Origin of the sequence: Rhodococcus sp. G-MC3 (assembly GCF_030063335.1) — a bacterium.
Classification (GTDB): Bacteria; Actinomycetota; Actinomycetes; order Mycobacteriales; family Mycobacteriaceae; genus Rhodococcoides.
Map to the genome: position 1 here is coordinate 74,603 of NZ_JASISW010000003.1, position 15,147 is coordinate 89,749.

Annotated in this window: 14 protein-coding genes and 1 pseudogene; 9 read left to right on the forward strand and 6 right to left on the reverse strand. The window is 63.7% G+C overall.

Translation table 11 applies throughout. The features are described 5' to 3' along the window. On the reverse strand, positions 1 to 1,008 hold the full coding sequence (locus QMK17_RS03815; RefSeq protein WP_283507114.1) for an alpha/beta hydrolase: 1,008 nt from the start codon (positions 1,006 to 1,008) through the stop codon (positions 1 to 3). Between the two features lie 141 nt (positions 1,009 to 1,149). Between QMK17_RS03815 and QMK17_RS03820 the strand changes: the two genes are divergently transcribed. The 5 genes and pseudogenes from QMK17_RS03820 (at position 1,150) to QMK17_RS03840 (ending at position 7,323) form a co-directional block, all read left to right on the forward strand. Next, entirely contained in the window at positions 1,150 to 2,217 is a 1,068-nt protein-coding gene (locus QMK17_RS03820) for a ferredoxin--NADP reductase (RefSeq protein ID WP_283507115.1), read from the forward strand. A gap of 161 nt (positions 2,218 to 2,378) precedes the next feature. Further along, a complete protein-coding gene (locus QMK17_RS03825; RefSeq protein ID WP_283507116.1) occupies positions 2,379 to 3,737 on the forward strand; it encodes an MCE family protein in 1,359 nt (452 codons plus the stop codon). Positions 3,738 to 3,803: 66 nt separating this feature from the next. Beyond that, complete coding sequence (locus tag QMK17_RS03830) at positions 3,804 to 4,511, forward strand: TetR/AcrR family transcriptional regulator (RefSeq protein WP_283507117.1); 708 nt, start codon at positions 3,804 to 3,806, stop codon at positions 4,509 to 4,511. Between the two features lie 182 nt (positions 4,512 to 4,693). Further along, a complete protein-coding gene (locus QMK17_RS03835; protein ID WP_283507118.1) occupies positions 4,694 to 5,665 on the forward strand; it encodes an AurF N-oxygenase family protein in 972 nt (323 codons plus the stop codon). Between the two features lie 8 nt (positions 5,666 to 5,673). Next, a pseudogene (locus QMK17_RS03840) lies at positions 5,674 to 7,323 on the forward strand (FAD-dependent oxidoreductase). A gap of 139 nt (positions 7,324 to 7,462) precedes the next feature. Here the strand turns inward: QMK17_RS03840 and QMK17_RS03845 are convergent. Continuing rightward, positions 7,463 to 8,422 carry a ferritin-like domain-containing protein gene (locus QMK17_RS03845; protein ID WP_283507119.1) on the reverse strand — a complete coding sequence of 320 codons (960 nt, stop codon included), beginning with the start codon at positions 8,420 to 8,422 and terminating at the stop codon, positions 7,463 to 7,465. Positions 8,423 to 8,513: 91 nt separating this feature from the next. On the opposite strand from QMK17_RS03845, the gene QMK17_RS03850 reads away from it, so the two are divergent. From QMK17_RS03850 to QMK17_RS03865, 4 genes are all read left to right on the forward strand, one after another. Further along, positions 8,514 to 8,642: a hypothetical protein gene (locus tag QMK17_RS03850; RefSeq protein WP_283507120.1), complete on the forward strand. Its 129-nt coding sequence runs from the start codon at positions 8,514 to 8,516 to the stop codon at positions 8,640 to 8,642. 47 nt (positions 8,643 to 8,689) lie between these two features. Next, a complete protein-coding gene (locus tag QMK17_RS03855) occupies positions 8,690 to 9,394 on the forward strand; it encodes a hypothetical protein (RefSeq protein WP_283507121.1) in 705 nt (234 codons plus the stop codon). A gap of 413 nt (positions 9,395 to 9,807) precedes the next feature. Then, a complete protein-coding gene (locus QMK17_RS03860) occupies positions 9,808 to 10,557 on the forward strand; it encodes a class I SAM-dependent methyltransferase (RefSeq protein WP_283507122.1) in 750 nt (249 codons plus the stop codon). A gap of 207 nt (positions 10,558 to 10,764) precedes the next feature. Beyond that, entirely contained in the window at positions 10,765 to 11,547 is a 783-nt protein-coding gene (locus QMK17_RS03865) for an anti-sigma factor (RefSeq protein ID WP_283507123.1), read from the forward strand. A gap of 41 nt (positions 11,548 to 11,588) precedes the next feature. Here QMK17_RS03865 and QMK17_RS03870 read toward each other — a convergent pair whose 3' ends face one another. The 4 genes from QMK17_RS03870 to QMK17_RS03885 are packed head-to-tail and all read right to left on the reverse strand — an operon-like array spanning position 11,589 to position 15,143. Continuing rightward, on the reverse strand, positions 11,589 to 12,617 hold the full coding sequence (locus QMK17_RS03870; RefSeq protein ID WP_283507124.1) for a zinc-binding dehydrogenase: 1,029 nt from the start codon (positions 12,615 to 12,617) through the stop codon (positions 11,589 to 11,591). Next, positions 12,614 to 13,435 (reverse strand): phosphonate ABC transporter, permease protein PhnE, encoded by an 822-nt coding sequence (gene phnE, locus QMK17_RS03875; protein WP_283507125.1) that lies wholly within the window; start codon positions 13,433 to 13,435, stop codon positions 12,614 to 12,616. Before phnE ends, QMK17_RS03870 begins: the two co-directional genes overlap by 4 nt. Then, complete coding sequence (locus QMK17_RS03880; RefSeq protein WP_283507126.1) at positions 13,432 to 14,238, reverse strand: phosphonate ABC transporter ATP-binding protein; 807 nt, start codon at positions 14,236 to 14,238, stop codon at positions 13,432 to 13,434. The genes phnE and QMK17_RS03880 overlap by 4 nt, the downstream gene beginning before the upstream one ends. Continuing rightward, positions 14,235 to 15,143 carry a phosphate/phosphite/phosphonate ABC transporter substrate-binding protein gene (locus QMK17_RS03885; RefSeq protein WP_283507127.1) on the reverse strand — a complete coding sequence of 303 codons (909 nt, stop codon included), beginning with the start codon at positions 15,141 to 15,143 and terminating at the stop codon, positions 14,235 to 14,237. Before QMK17_RS03885 ends, QMK17_RS03880 begins: the two co-directional genes overlap by 4 nt. Between the last annotated feature and the right edge of the window lie 4 nt (positions 15,144 to 15,147).

The window sequence follows — 15,147 nt, forward strand, 5'->3', positions numbered from 1 at the left end:
TTATGACGCAGACTGTTTCGACGAGTCAGACGATGTACCGTGGAGCTGGGCGTGAATGAACTGCGATGTCCGCCGCAATGCCGACGCGGCTTCGGGTGAAATACGGGGGAGCGCCTGGAAGACGTGCATCTGATCGGGCCAGATTTCGAGCTCGCACGTGCTGCCGTTGGCCTCGACGAGGGTGCGCAGATATTCGGCGTCGGCGACCAGCATCTCGGCGCCGCCGGCCTGCACCATGAAAGGCGGCAATACCGTTCCTGCCTCGACCGCCAACCGCAGGCGCGGAATATCGGATTGTTGGCCGTGGGTATAGAGGCCGGTGAGCGCTCGCGCACTGGCAGCGGAGATCATCGGATCCCGTTGTGTGCGCTCGCGGCCCTCCGCCAGTTCGAACGTCAGGTCGATTAGTGGAGAGAAGAGAACCACGGCCGCGGGCTGAGGCACGGACCGCCGTGCGTTGTCTATGACGAGGTCGAGTGCGAGGTGTCCGCCGGCCGAGTCGCCCGCGACGACGATGTTGCCGGATTGGTAGCCCTGCTCGAGTAGCCACCGGTACGCCCGCTCGATGTCGTCGGCGGCGGATGGGAAAGGATGCTCCGGCGCGAGTCGGTAATCCACGACGAAAACGGGCAGATTCGTCTCACGCGAGAGACGTGAGGCCAGACCTCGGTGCGTCCGCGCGGAACAGATCGCGAATGCGCTGCCGTGCAGGTACAGGATCACACCGGCATCGGTGCCGGACACCTCATGGCTGTTGTTTCGGGTGGCGTCCACCCATTCGCCGACGATATTTTCGTGGTCGACGGCCGTGATCGTAGTTCCGCGTGCAACGCCGCCGCTCGCCCGCATCGCAACCTCGACCAGCACTCTGGCCATTTTCACGCCGCCCCGGTCGTACGGGAGCCGTGAGGCGATCGGGCGAAGCGTCAGCGCCGTCGTGCGCGCCGCGCAGCGTGATCGCCAAGATCCTCGCAACGGCAGGCTGGAGCGTGTTGTGCTCGTGGACATGCCTCATATAGTCACAGCCAACTGTGCCAGTTGTCAATGGCCTATAGTTTATTGAAATAGTCCTGAGCGGAATCGGCTCGGGCTGAAACAGGGAACCAACATCGGCGGGCCGAGTGCTTGCGACAAGAGGGGATATCCATCGTGACGATTGAATCGGTGAGCGCTGCCGCCAGCACTGATGCGCGGACACTTCGCCTGGAGGTCGCCGAGGTAGTCCCGGAGACGTCCGACGCTGTCACCCTCGTCTTCGCCCGTTCCGACGAGGGCCATCCTTCGTTCGACTACCGGCCAGGACAGTTCGTGACACTCGAGATCCCGCACGGCGACGGCGAATCCCTCGCCCGCTGCTACTCGCTCTCGAGCAGCCCCGACGTAGACGATCTACCGGCGATTTCGGTCAAGCGCACGACCGGCGGCTACGCCTCGAACTGGTTGTGCGACAACATCACCGTCGGCTCCACCTTGGTGGCACTCCGGCCCGCGGGCACGTTCGTGCCGCCGAGGTGGGACAAGCCACTCGTCCTCGCCGCCGCCGGAAGTGGGATCACCCCGGTCATGTCCATACTCAAGACCGCATTGGCGGTCCACGACCAACACGTCGTGTTGATTTACGCAAACCGCGGTTCGGACTCGGTGATGTTTGCCGAAACACTCGATAGCTTGCTCCACCGTTACCCAACCCGCCTCACGGTGATCCATTGGTTCGAATCCGACCGAGGTCTGCCGACCGATGAAGGACTCCGGGACCTCATCGACCCAGAGCCCGACGCCGACGCCTACCTCTGCGGCCCACCAGCGTTCATGGATCTCGCGCGCACTGCCCTCATCGCCGCAGGACTCTCGCCCGACGCCATCCACCGAGAAGTGTTCACCTCGATCCAAACCAACCCGTTCCGAACCGGAACCGAAAGCCGCCCAGGCACCCCGTCCCAAGTCGGTACGCCCGTTACTGCCGAGGTCGAAGGCGAGCAATACTCGTTTTCTTGTCCACCCGAGACCGTGCTTCTCGATGCGATGCTCGAGCAGGGGATCGACGCCCCGTTCGTATGTCGCGAGGGCACCTGCGGTGCCTGCGCTTTCACTCTGAAGTCCGGCGAGGTCGACATGCGTGTCAACGAGACTCTCGACGACTACGAAGTGAACAAGGGCATCAGGCTCGCGTGCCAGTCCGTCCCGACATCCGACACCGTCGACATCGTCATCGATTAGCGCTACGACACGACACAACGGTGTTGGCGGCTACCTCGAGCAACCTATCCAAATGCGAAAGTGTGTATAACACACGGTTACGTTAATATCCGTGAAATGACCAAACGAGATCCGTCTTCGTCAGATGTCGATGCTGGGGTTCACCTCAGCGGGGACGCCGAATGATCGACGAGCCGGCAACGATCAAGCGGCGCCTGCTGGGTGTGTTGTTGTTCGTGATGATCTTGGTGCTCGTCGGATGGTCGATCACCTCGTACAGCAAGACGTTCGAAGAAGTCGTCAGGGTCGACCTGATCACCGACTCGGTGGGGAACGCGCTACCTTCCAGCGCCGACGTCAAAGTTCGCGGTCTGATCGTGGGCGAGGTCAGGTCTGCGTCCTCGGCCGACGGCGTCGTTACCGCGCACATGGCGATCGACCCCGACAAGGCGGAGCTGATCCCGTCGAACACCACCGCACGGTTGCTACCGAAGACACTGTTCGGCGAGCGCTACGTGGCGTTGATGATTCCCGAAAACAACACCGCGTCACCGATCACCAACGGCACCGTGCTCGAGCAGGACACCAGCGGGAGCGCCATCGAGGTCGGCGAACTGCTGGACAATCTCCTTCCCTTGCTCGAAGCAGTACCGCCGCAGGACCTGGCGAGTACCCTCGGCGCGCTTGCCCAGGGTCTTGGTGGCCGCGGCACCGAGTTGGGAATGACCATCGACCGCCTCGACAACATCTTCAAGGGCCTGAACACCGAGTTACCGGACATCCAAGAAGATTTGCGCGGTGTGGCGGACTTCACGCAGACGTACGCCGATGCCGGCCCACAGCTGATCGACGCGTTGGACAACCTTTCTGTCACCGGAAACACAATCGTCGAGCAGCGTCCGGCAGTGGATACGTTGATCTCCTCGCTGACGGCGACGAGCGCGTCCACGGCCGATTTCCTGCAAGCGAATTCTCAGAATCTGATTCGCATCTCCGCGGACTCGCGAGAGGCACTGGATTTGCTGGCCGAGTACTCACCCGCTTTCGGCTGCACCTTTGCCCAGTTCGTGCCTATCGTGGAGCGCGCACAGAAAGTCATCGGCGTCGGCGACGAACATGCAGGCATCAATGTGACGATGCCACTGGTCAATCCCCGCGGCAGATACCTGCCCAACCAGGATGAGCCGCGCTTCTTCGACGATCGCGGACCTGCCTGTTACACGCCGGCCGATACCGATGCCGGGGAGTTCTTTCCGCAGTACCCGGGTGGTTCACCGAACGACGGCTCCTACCAGGTGCCGTCGAGAAATCCTGGACCGCAGGACCTTCCGAAGCTTCCGTCCCCGCAGTACGCAGCACTGCCCGGAATCACGGACTCGACCGAAGTCAGCTACGTTGGTTCGGATTTCGAGCGTGACACCCTGGCCGTGATCTACGGCGAGGCAACAGGAAAGTCCCCGCAGGAAGTCCCTTCCTGGGTGACCTCGGTCGGTGCGCCCGCGCTGCGGGGAAGCGAAGTCACGTTTCAGCCGGCGCCGTAACTGCGAGTTAGGGTATTTCCTCGCGACGGTGGTCGATTCTCGGCAGCAGTGAGATGATTCGGTGTGATGAACACCGAGCATGCGAAATCCGGCGACGGTCGAAAGCATCGGTGGACGCAGCACAATGCCGACCGTCGCCGAGATGTGATCAACGCTGCCCTGGCGGTGCTCGAACGTGATGACCGACCAGGGGAATGGGTGACTGCCCAGCAGATTGCCGACGAGGCGCACATTCATCGCACCGGCATCTATCGGCACTTTGCCGACCGAGCCGACCTCGACATCGCTATCCAGCGCACAATCTGCGACCAACTTCAGCACACGTTGACCGCGTCGGTAGTTCTCGAAGGTATGCCGCGATCGGTGGTGCAACGCACCGTGGCTACATATGTGGAATGGGTGGTAGCTCACCCGGCGTGGACCTACGTCATCGAGCAGAACGTGGCGGGCACCACCGAATCACCACTGCAGGAGACGATTGCTCGTGTCGCCGACCAGATCGAGACTGCGGTGGAGGGCTTCCTTGTGCTCGTCGACGCCCAGCTCACCAGCGCCGATCTCAAACTGGTAGGACCGTGGGTATCGAGCCTGATCGCCGGAGGCGTCGGTGCCGTGCGGACTTGGCGGACGCAGCGCGATGCACCTCCCCTCGAGACCGTCGCCGCCTTCATCGCGGACACCATTTGGCTGCAAATCACAGGCTTGGGTGCATCGCGGGGGATTCACATCCCCAAAGTGCCGTTGGAACGGTTGTACAACGGTGCTCGACTCTGAGTTTTGAGTCCTCGTCCAACAGTGTCCTGCGTGTGATCTGCACGTCGCACATGTCGGGTACGTCAGGTGCCGTGAACATCTAGCCGCGACGTGATTGTTTGCACGCTACACAGAGTTGCAGTAACTTTACTGCGACAGCCTGTCGCATTGACTCGGCTCGTCCAACGGAAGGTTCACCTGCCATGACGACTTCGGCCACGGCCCGTGCTGACTACGAGCAGGCTTTGCGAGTACTGTCCGACGCATCCGTTCACCAGCACTTCGATGCCTTCATCGACATTCCCTGGGATGATCCTGACTACGCGATAGTGCCCAACGATCCGCGCTGGATCCTTCCGGCGGCGGATCCACTCGGTGCTACGCAGTGGTACCGAGCACAGAGTCTCGAACGGCAGATAGAGATCGGCATGTATCGGCAGGCGAACATGCTCAAGACTGGTTTGCAGTTCGAGCAGATCCTCATTGCCGGCATCATGAATTTCGCGCTCCGGCTTCCCAACGGTTCACCGGAGTTCCGCTACTCCACGCACGAGGCCACCGAGGAGTGCCACCACACCCAGATGTTTCAGGAGTTGGTGAATCGAATCGGAGTGAAAGTGCCTGGTGGTCCGCGATGGTTCCGCGCGCTGGGACCGCTGTTGCCCGTCGCCGCTGGGCCGGTGCCGTTCGGCTTCTTCGTCGGCGTATTGGCGGGGGAGGAGCCTATCGATCATGCACAGAAAGCGGTTCTCCGCGCCGCCAGTGCGCAGCACCCCCTGATGACTCGCGTGACGCAGATTCACGTTGCCGAGGAAGCGCGGCACATCGGCTTCGCGCACCAGTATCTCGAGTACAAGGCGCCCAAGCTGAGCAAACGTCAGCGGATGATCATGTCCGTCCTCACACCGGTGATCATGCGCGTGCTGTGCGATGTCATCATGAAGCCGAGCAAACAGGTGCAGCGCGAGATGGGCATTCCCCGCGCGGTGGTGAAAGAGGTGTGGTGGAACAGCGAGGAGTCGCGGAAGGTGTTGCGCGACATGTTTGGAGACGTCCGGATGCTGTCGGAGGATCTGGGCCTGATGAACCGCGTTTCACGTCGTGTCTGGCGAGCGACTGGCATCGATGGTCGTCCGTCACGGTTCCGTAGCGAGCCTGCGTCCGCTGCGGCCTGACCGACACCATGCCACACGTCGTCACCCAGTCCTGCTGCGCCGACGCCTCGTGCGTCCTTGCGTGCCCGGTCAACTGCATTCATCCCGCGCCTGGGGAGCCAGGGTTCGGCGAAACCGAGATGTTGTTCGTCGACCCGGCTTCCTGCGTCGGATGTGGCGCGTGCGTCACTGCGTGCCCGGTCGGTGCCATCGTCCCGGACTCCGCGTTGTCGCCTGGGCAACTACCGTTCTCAGTCCTCAATGCCGAGTATTACGAGACGTCGCCGCACGCCGACCGCGCCCCGCTGGCACTTGTGCCTCAGTAGCGTCGCCTGCGTAGACGCGGACCGTTCCGCGTCGCGGTCATCGGTGCCGGACCGGCCGGGCTGTACACCGCGGACGAGTTGCTCAAGCATCCAGAAGTAGCGTCCGTGGACGTTTTCGACGCGCTACTGACGCCGCACGGGCTGGTGCGACACGGCGTTGCGCCAGATCACGTCAGCACGAAGCGGGTCACCGAACTCTTCGAATCGATCGAAAATCAGCCGGGTTTTCGCTATGTGCTGGGAGTGGAGGTGGGCACCGACATCACCGTCGATCAGCTCGGCTCCGCGTACCACGCGGTGGTATACGCCGTCGGGGCCTGCGCCGATCGCGCGCTCGGGATTCCCGGCGAGGGCCTGGAGGGTTCGCTCGCTGCAACCGAAGTGGTGGGCTGGTACAACGGCCACCCCGACCACAGCGGCGCCGCCGTTCCGCTCAGCCACGAACGCGTCGTCGTCATCGGCAATGGCAACGTCGCGCTCGATATCGCCCGCGTCCTCACCCGAGATCCTGAGTGGCTCTCGGCAGCAACTGATCTCGCTCCGGGAGCGCTGGGCCAGTTGAAGGCATCGAATGTGCGAGAGGTCCAGATCATCGGACGACGTGGCCCCGCCGAGGCGGCGTTCACCGCCCCGGAGTTGATCGGACTGGGCTCGCTTCCCGACATCGACATCGTCGTCGATGCCGACCCCGCCATGCTCGAAGGTTCCGATCAGCGCAGCAAGCTACTCGCGGACCTGGCCGCCCGGCCCCGCCCTGACGACTCGACCCGCCGTCGTATCGTGTTGACTTTCGCGTGCTCCCCCGTGGAAGTCCTTGGAGACGGCGGCCGTGTCAGCGGAGTTCGCGTCGTGCGGAACGACCTCACCTGCCACCCTGACGGCACCGTCACCGCCACACCGACGGCGGATGAGCGGACCATCGCGGCAGGCTCGGTGATCCGGTCGGTCGGGTTTCGCGGCACCCCGATTCCCGGCTTGCCGTTCTCCGAGACAGGGACAGTCCCGAACGATCACGGACGGGTGGCGCCCGGTGTGTACGTGGTGGGCTGGATCAAGCGCGGCCCGCGCGGTTTCATCGGAACCAACAAGACGTGCGCCCAGGACACCGTGGAGCAGATACTCGATCACTTCGACAGTGCGATCGAGGAGCCCACTCGGTTGCCCGATGCGCTGCCGGCCGCGACGTGCCCCGATGCCGGCGACCTGGCCGGTTGGCGACGCCTCGACTCCGCCGAACGGGAGCATGGAAGTCGAACAGGACGACCTCGGGTCAAGATCGTCGACCCAGCCCAGCAACGGGTGGCCGGGCGCAGTCCCGGAAACGCGAAATCTCGGCGACTCGCACGCGCCTGAGCTCTCGATGGTGAGCTGGTCCCGTCGTACCGCCGCGACGACGGGACCAGCAAGTCGAGCCGTTGTGCCGTGCTCACGTGAGGTGCGCGCGGCGTTTCGTCATACTCTGGGCCGCTGACCGAAGTATGACGATGTCGGATTATCCTCCGCTGGTGTTGAGTTCGCCGTTGACACCGGCCGGGAAGAAACCGCCCGACCTGACCGGCGCCGGGTTCAGGTACACGATGTTGAGGACCTGACCGGGTGAGCGTGAGAACGCTATTCCGTTGGCGTCCAACGGAACCAAGTTTGCGGCGCCGTCGACAGAGATTCCCTGATCCAGATCGTCCGGTCCATCGAGGCTGTCCCTGGCGTCGGAAATTGCGTTCGCCGGAGTCTCGAGCCCGAGCGAGTACAGGCTCGTGCGGATGATGCCAGCGTGGTACGCCTCGGCTGCGAGGATGCCAGCGGCGGCTTCGAGATACGTTTTGTTCGATACCAGCGGGGCTGCTCCCTTGTAAGCGGTGACGCCGACATCTTCGAAGATGAACGCGCCGAGCAGGAAGTTCTGCTCGTTGGCGTAGACGTCGAACGTCTCACCAGCGCCGATCAGTCCGGCTGCCATCGCTGCCGCATTGAAGCTGGCGTCGAGATCGATCGCAGGGCGAGCGACTGCCGCGCTACCGAGCGCTCCGCGTAGGAAGGCAACGTGATTGAGCTCGTCGAATGCAATTTCCTCGGCGTAGGCCTTGATCAGCGGACTGTCGAACTTGACCTGACGACCTCCGGTGACAGGGCCCGGAGTTCCGGTGCCCCCCACGAGGGTGTCGGGCAGTCCGGCCCCGGTAACGGCCCGTTGGTAGAACTCGGCTTCCAGGTATTCGAGGTTGAGGGCGAAGTTCAAAATCGCTGCGTCGGAAGGTCCTTGACCCGGCATTCCAGGGATGTTCGGACCGTCGGACGATCCGAAGGGAAATGCGGATGCGGCGCCTGCGCCCGCAGTCATCGCGACACCGGCACCCAAGCCTGTCAGTCCGGCTGCCCGCATGAAACGTCGTCGATCGAGACCGTTCTCGGAGCTACTGGTGATGGCCTTGGTGATGAAAGTTCTGTCGAACATTATGCGGTCGTGCCTCTCGTCCGAAGGGGAAATGCATGTTGGCGCCCCCGCGGACGGGATAACAGTAGCGTCTCGAACGATTGTCAGCACCATGAAGTCGAAAGAATTCTTCCTTCGCGGTCAGGGCCTGACATCAGGGCGTGATTCGACGAACCGAGGGGACGGACAGCAAAGCGGTTTCCGGCAGATGACCATCCGCGGCGGCCTGGGCGACGAATGACTCATATCCGCCGCCCACAACACTGGCATGATCGAAAGGCTCACATTATGTTCACCGTCCGTAAAGCCGCTGCTGTCACTGCTATCAGTGCACTGAGCTTGCTTCCCCTGGCTGCCTGCTCCTCCGACGACTCCTCCTCTTCCTCGCCGGAGACGACCGCCGCCTCGAGTCAATCCGAGTCTTCCTCTGGCGCAACGACATCAGCCGAGCCAAAACCTGCCGCAGAGGTCGCTTCGCTGACCGGTGTCGACACCGCGGTAGCACTCGATGCAGGCTTCACCGGCGCGCTGACCAGTCTCGGCTTGACTCCGGGCACTGTCGGCACCGCGACGCTCACCGATGGGTCGCTGCACTTCCCGATCACCGGCGGCAACGTCAAGTACTGGGAGCCTGGCACCGTCGACCCTTACGTGCAGGGCAAAGTCATCCACAACGGCAGCGGTTTGTCGTTGACCGCGGGTGACACCGTCGTAGAACTGACCAACTTCGACATCGACCCGGGTACCTCCATTCTGACCGGTGACGTCATGGTCAACGGCGCAGAAGCTGCAGCGGACGCTGTCCTGTTCGACCTGGACGGACGGACTTTGCAGCCGTTGGCAACCGGACCCAACGACACCGCCATCCTGCAGGGCACCGAGGTCAAAATCTCTGAAACCGCCGCCGGCTTGCTCAACGACACCTTCAAGACCGACGCCGTGACCCCGGGATTGCTGGTCGGTATCGCCACCATCACGATCAACACCAAGTAATTTTCCTAGCCGAACTGTCGTTCGGTGAGACCGGCACGGACTTCTCCGGTGAAGGTGCGCATGACGCCGCACCTTCACCGGAGAACGCGTTTGGAACATCGATCGGGCTGGGCTGACGGCCTGAGCTGAACGTGCCCGGGTGAATTCCGCAGGGCTCCCGACGCCCGCTACGAGGCTGAGCTTCCGGTCGCCTTAGGCCTGATCATCGACCGTGGCGGAAGTGTGGCCGCCTGGATGCCGAATACCACTCAGCAGCTTGAGCACTCGTGGTACCAGAGCGCGCGGCACAAGGCATGACATTTCACGCAACACCTCGGGCTGTTGAACCTGAGAGGCAGAGAAGAGAAGGACATGCAATGCAGAGACTGCACCGATGTCGCCGCGCCCTTACCCGGTCGGCGGTGTAATCGAAAGTGAGTGAATCCCTCGGCAGCGATGCCGTCACCACCACCACCGCCGACACCACCGGCGCGCGCACTGCTGTGTTCGCTGCCGAGAACGAGGCGGCCAACATCGGCGACGATGTAGCCGATGCGGTCCTGACGCGCGCGATTGCCGGTGAACCGAGTTGGATGCAGCACTCGGACGGACATCGATCGGAGCTGCCTACCGGGCGATGGATGGGCGGTACCTGGTCCACTCCACAAGACCGCGCGTTCGATGAGGTGATACTCGATGCCTGCTCCGGCCCGACACTCGATCTCGGGTGCGGCCCCGGGCGGTTCACTGCAGCCTTGACACGATTCGGAACTCAGGCTGTCGGCATGGATACCTGCGCTGCTGCGGTAGCGATGACTCGTGCACGCGGAGGATGTGCTGTCGAAAGTGACGTCCTCGGGCCGCTACCCGCTGCTGGGCGATGGTCGACGGTACTGCTCGCCGACGGAAATGTCGGCATCGGCGGCAATCTGAGCCTCATGCTCGAACAGGTTGCCGACGCGCTGGAGGTCGGGGGTCGCGCGGTGATCGAGGTCGACGCCCCCGGTACCGGTCACCATTACCATCGCAGGCGTTGGCACACCGACACGATCATCGGGCCGTGGTTTCCGTGGGTCAGCGTCGACGCCGACAGCCTGGCCGCACACGCGCCCGCAGTTCGACTCCAGTTCACGGACCATCTCTCCGTCGGTGCGCGGCACCTCGTCTTCGCAACACGGCACTGAAGTCGTGGCGCACCGCGGGTACGGGCGCGTGACCGCACCGGAGCGAGTTCAATCCGATTGCGGCACAGCAACGAATCACTGGTACGCATCCCGTCGTCGCAAGTTCTTCGCCGATGGATGCCCATACGCGCGGAGGTGCCCGGTGATCGGTTCAGGACTTCAACCTCCGACGTACCCGAAGGGTCAAGCCCCACGAGGAGTGCGGTGATGACCAACGTCGTCGATTTTCCCGAACCCCACCGACGTCTGCTTCTGGACTCCGCATACCTGTACGCACTCGACTGCCTCGACGCCGACGAATGCGCCGACATCGACATCCAACTCGCCGCCGCCGACAGTGCTACTCGCCGAGCATTCTACGGCGACGTGCGGGCGTTACGGGAGGCCCTCGCGCTCGCTGCGGCGCCGGGCCAGTACCCGCCTCCGGTCCAACTACGCCTGCGCACATTGCATGTACTGGCCAACGAACCTGCCCAGGATCGACGGCACGGCAACCCGGCCATCAACGCACACATGCGAGACTCGCGCACATCGGCCGGACGGCGGTGGCGTATCCCGGTTGCTGCTGCGGCCGCAGTGGTCATCACACTGGGCGCGGTTGTCATTGGAACCGAACCGTTCGCCCCCGAACCTGCGGCCCCGACAGGGTCGGATGGATCGAGCAGTGTGATCGTTGCCGACGACACGAGAACCATCACCACTCCCGTCGACGGAGGCGGGACGGTGCGCATCGACTACTCCCGTAACCAGCATCAAGCGTCGGTGAACTTCAGTGGCGTCCCCGCCCCGCCCGACGGTTCGGTTTATCAGATGTGGCTTCTCGACGGCACCCCACACTCGGCGGGATTGTTGTTCGGAGCCCAACCGGACGGCAACCACCCACTGACGACACTGCTCGGCGGCGCCACGACATTCGCTGTCACGATCGAACCCGCAGGGGGGTCATCGACACCGACCTCGCTCCCGATCGTGCGCGCCGACCTGATCTGACAAGCCCCCGGCGGGACGACATCCGCACACTGGCATGTGATCTAGGGGGACTCGGGTCGGAGGGCACTGCGGACCTCGGACGCACCCGAGGCAAAGGCAGTGCCGATCTCTTCCAACGCGTAGGGCTCACCGACGGCGCCGGCGAGTAGCCCCCCTGACGGTGTGCGCCGCAGAAACTCGATGGCCTCGACGAGGTCGATCAGCGCGTAGTTGTGACTGCCGACGACCGTCACGAGATTGCGCACGATCGACTCGGGATTCAACTCGACCGCAGCACCGGGGAATACCGATCCGACCAACGCGATCCGTCCGGCCAGTTCGACGACGTCGAGTGCAGCGGCCACGGCGGACGTGCTGCCGGACAGTTCGAAGATCGCATCGGCTCCGAGCCCCACGTCGGCCAATTCACCCGGCGTACAGACTGCGCTCGCGCCGATCTCCGACGCGGATGCACGACGTGAGGGGTCCGGATCGCAGGCCACTACCGAGGCAGCTCCGCGGTCGAGCGCATATGCGATGGCAGTCAGTCCGAGCATGCCGCAGCCGAGGACCACCACGGCGTCGCCCTCGGCCAATCCGATTCGCCGTGCCGCGCAGACGACGGTAGCGGTGGCGCACCCCGCAGGTGCGAGTAGTGCAGCGGGAAGATCTTCCGGGACGACGACAATTCCAGTCCCGGCGAGGAGGTGTACGTGAGTTGCGAAGCCGCCGTTCAAAGTCCACCGGTCGGTGATGGGTTCGTGCCCGTACTTGCGGGCGTCGAGGCATTTCTGTGGTACTCCGCGGGCGCAGCGCGTGCATGTGCCGCACGCCGTCCCGACGGTCCACACCACCCGATCTCCGACCTCGACGGTCGCTCCCGGACCCACACCGACGACGCGCCCGACACTTTCGTGGCCCAAAACAGTAGGTACCGGTGTCGTGCGATGTCCGGCCACAGTGTGCAGATCGCTTCCGCATACCGTCGACAGTTCGACCTCGACCAGTGCTTCGCCGTCGCCCAGGTCCGGTAACGGCACCGGCAGGAGGGAAAATTCGCTGCCCGACCACACGGCGGCGAAAGCCGTCATGCTCCGAGCCGCTTGCGCACTGCGCCGCTGAGCAGATCGACAGCGACGACGAGCACCAGAACCATCAAGATGTAGGTCATCATCTCGTCGAATCGGAACAGTGAAATCGATTGGTTGATCAAGAATCCGATGCCACCTGCCCCGACCAAGCCGAGAACGAGCGAGGACCGGACGTTGACGTCGAGGCGGTAGAGCAGTAGTCCGGCGAACTGCGGAACGACGGTCGGCAGGACCACGTGGATGGCCACCTGCGTGCTCGACGCGCCAGCGACGCGCAGGGCCTCGATGGGACCCTGGTCGATCTCTTCCATCGCCTCGGACCAAAGTTTGGCCATGACCCCTGTGTTGTGCAGGATGATCGCGAGTACGCCCGCGAACGGTCCGAGCCCGACGGCGGTGACGAAGATGAGCGCGAACACGATGTCGGGCACAGCTCGCAGAAACGACATGATGCTACGAGCGGCCTGGTATACGAACGGGTTTCGATTTGTGGAGCGGGAGCCGAGTACGGCGAAAACGATGGAAAGCGGGATGGAGAACGTCGTGCCGACGAGTCCGATCGCGAACGTGACGAGACATGCCTCGATGCCCGGTTTGACCACCGTTGTCCAGGAGAAATCTGGTGGGAAAGCGGATCCGAGGAACGAGGCGATGCCCTGCCACCCACTGACGAGTGCAGTTGCGGATACGTCGGTCTCCTCCACTGCCCAGATGTGCACCGCGATCAACCCGGCGACGAGAGCTGCGCCGACGACAAGGCCCATTCGGCGACGAGGGTGTGGGGGTACCTTCAGGCGCCTGACGTCGAGAGTGGTCATTGGTGGCGTCCTTCCGAAGTGTCGGGACTGTACAGCGCGGTGATGGTGTCGTCGTCCAAGTCGTAAGAGGCGCAGGAGAATGCGATGCGTCCCTGATCGAGCCCGACCATGCGGTGGCAGTGACGCCGGGCAAGGTCGGGCTGATGTAGAACGGCGGCGACGGCGATACCGTCGGACGCCAATGACGCCAGCAAGGTCATCACCTGTTCGGCCGATGCCGGATCGAGTGCCGAGACGGGCTCGTCGGCGAGTAGGACGGGTGCGCGTTGGCACAGTGCGCGGGCGATGGCGACGCGTTGTTGTTGGCCGCCGGAGAGTCGGTCGGCGCGATCGTGTGCACGGTCGGCGAGCCCGACACGGTCGAGGCATCCCATCGCCTCCTCCCTCAGGTCGCGGCCGAAAACTGCGGTGGACCACGACCTCCGCAGCGACAACCGGCCCAGTGCGCCTGCACAGACATTGTCGAGCACCGACCGTCGGCCGACGAGGTGAATCTGCTGGAACACCATCGCGGCCCTGCGGACACGATCCCTGACAAGTGCGGACTCACCGCCGATCTCGATGGTTCCACCGTCCACCGACGTCAGACCTACGACGCATCGCAGCATCGTCGATTTGCCGGACCCGTTCGCGCCGAGGACTCCCACCAGTTCGCCGGCATGGACGTCGAGATCGACACCGTGCAGCACGGTGCGCGCGCCGAAGGATGTGCGCAGCCCGCGAATCGACAGAGCCGGTGCGTCCCGTGATCCTACGAACGAGACTGTGCCGCTGACATTTCCGGCAAGGATGTCCGTGGTCATCCCGCGTCCTTCGATGTCAGTCCTAGTGCGTCTGCGAGGTCGAAAAGTGGCTGATACGTGCTCTGGTCGACGGGCAGGAGCTGACCGGCCGGGTCGACGTCGAGCAGCGCACCTGCCTCGGCGACGGCGTCGGGCGGCAGGTCGACCAGCGCGTCGGCGACGGCCTTCTGGAACTCTTCACTGGTACCGCCTGCGACGGTGATGGGGTCGTTGGGGATCGGGTCGGATGTCCACACCTGACGGAACTCTGACGTGTCGAACTGGTCTTCCCCGGTCGAGGTGGCCAGCTGCTGGGAATTGATCTCGGCGGCGTCGACCTTGCCGTTGGCCAATGCCAGTAGCGCTTCGGGATGTCCGCCGGCGTAGGTAATCTTGACGTCGGAGTCCTGCATGCCGCTGTTGCGCAATGCCATTCGCGGAAGCCCATCACCGGAGGTGGAGCCGGGCTCGGAGAGCGCGAGTGTGCGTCCGCGTAGATCGTCGATCGAGTCGATATCGGAGTCCTTGGGCACCCAGATACCGGCGGTGTAGGTGGAAAGCCGTCCGGCGGCCGTCCCGAAGGAGGCGAGCGCGCGGGCGTCGGCCTCCTGGCTCGCGAACACGTAACCGAGGGGGCCGAAAACGCCGAGCTCGAGTTGACCGTTGCGCATGGCGAGGACCTCGGCGGCATAATTGTCGACGACGGTCACCTCCACGGGGCAATTCAGCTTCTCCGACAGAGCGTCGCCGATGACCTGGAAGGCCGGGGTCAGCTTGGCGGGATCTTCGAAAGGCTCCACACCGAAGCGGATCTTGCCACCGGGACAGGTGGGGGATTCGGCGGCGGAGCTCGAGCTGTCGCCACAGGCGGTGAGGGTGAGAGCGAGGGCGGCGAGCACGAGGGCTGCATGCCGGGGCTTGAACATCGGT

What these genes read in the sequence shown, in the direction of transcription:
- QMK17_RS03815 (WP_283507114.1), bottom strand. Translation starts at nt 1,008, where the DNA reads ATGTCCACGAGCACAACACGCTCCAGCCTGCCGTTGCGAGGATCTTGG.
- QMK17_RS03825 (WP_283507116.1), top strand. Translation starts at nt 2,379, where the DNA reads ATGATCGACGAGCCGGCAACGATCAAGCGGCGCCTGCTGGGTGTGTTG.
- QMK17_RS03830 (WP_283507117.1), top strand. Translation starts at nt 3,804, where the DNA reads ATGAACACCGAGCATGCGAAATCCGGCGACGGTCGAAAGCATCGGTGG.
- QMK17_RS03835 (WP_283507118.1), top strand. Translation starts at nt 4,694, where the DNA reads ATGACGACTTCGGCCACGGCCCGTGCTGACTACGAGCAGGCTTTGCGA.
- QMK17_RS03845 (WP_283507119.1), bottom strand. Translation starts at nt 8,422, where the DNA reads ATGTTCGACAGAACTTTCATCACCAAGGCCATCACCAGTAGCTCCGAG.
- QMK17_RS03850 (WP_283507120.1), top strand. Translation starts at nt 8,514, where the DNA reads ATGAAGTCGAAAGAATTCTTCCTTCGCGGTCAGGGCCTGACATCAGGG.
- QMK17_RS03855 (WP_283507121.1), top strand. Translation starts at nt 8,690, where the DNA reads ATGTTCACCGTCCGTAAAGCCGCTGCTGTCACTGCTATCAGTGCACTG.
- QMK17_RS03865 (WP_283507123.1), top strand. Translation starts at nt 10,765, where the DNA reads ATGACCAACGTCGTCGATTTTCCCGAACCCCACCGACGTCTGCTTCTG.
- QMK17_RS03870 (WP_283507124.1), bottom strand. Translation starts at nt 12,617, where the DNA reads ATGACGGCTTTCGCCGCCGTGTGGTCGGGCAGCGAATTTTCCCTCCTG.
- phnE (WP_283507125.1), bottom strand. Translation starts at nt 13,435, where the DNA reads ATGACCACTCTCGACGTCAGGCGCCTGAAGGTACCCCCACACCCTCGT.
- QMK17_RS03880 (WP_283507126.1), bottom strand. Translation starts at nt 14,238, where the DNA reads ATGACCACGGACATCCTTGCCGGAAATGTCAGCGGCACAGTCTCGTTC.
- QMK17_RS03885 (WP_283507127.1), bottom strand. Translation starts at nt 15,143, where the DNA reads ATGTTCAAGCCCCGGCATGCAGCCCTCGTGCTCGCCGCCCTCGCTCTC.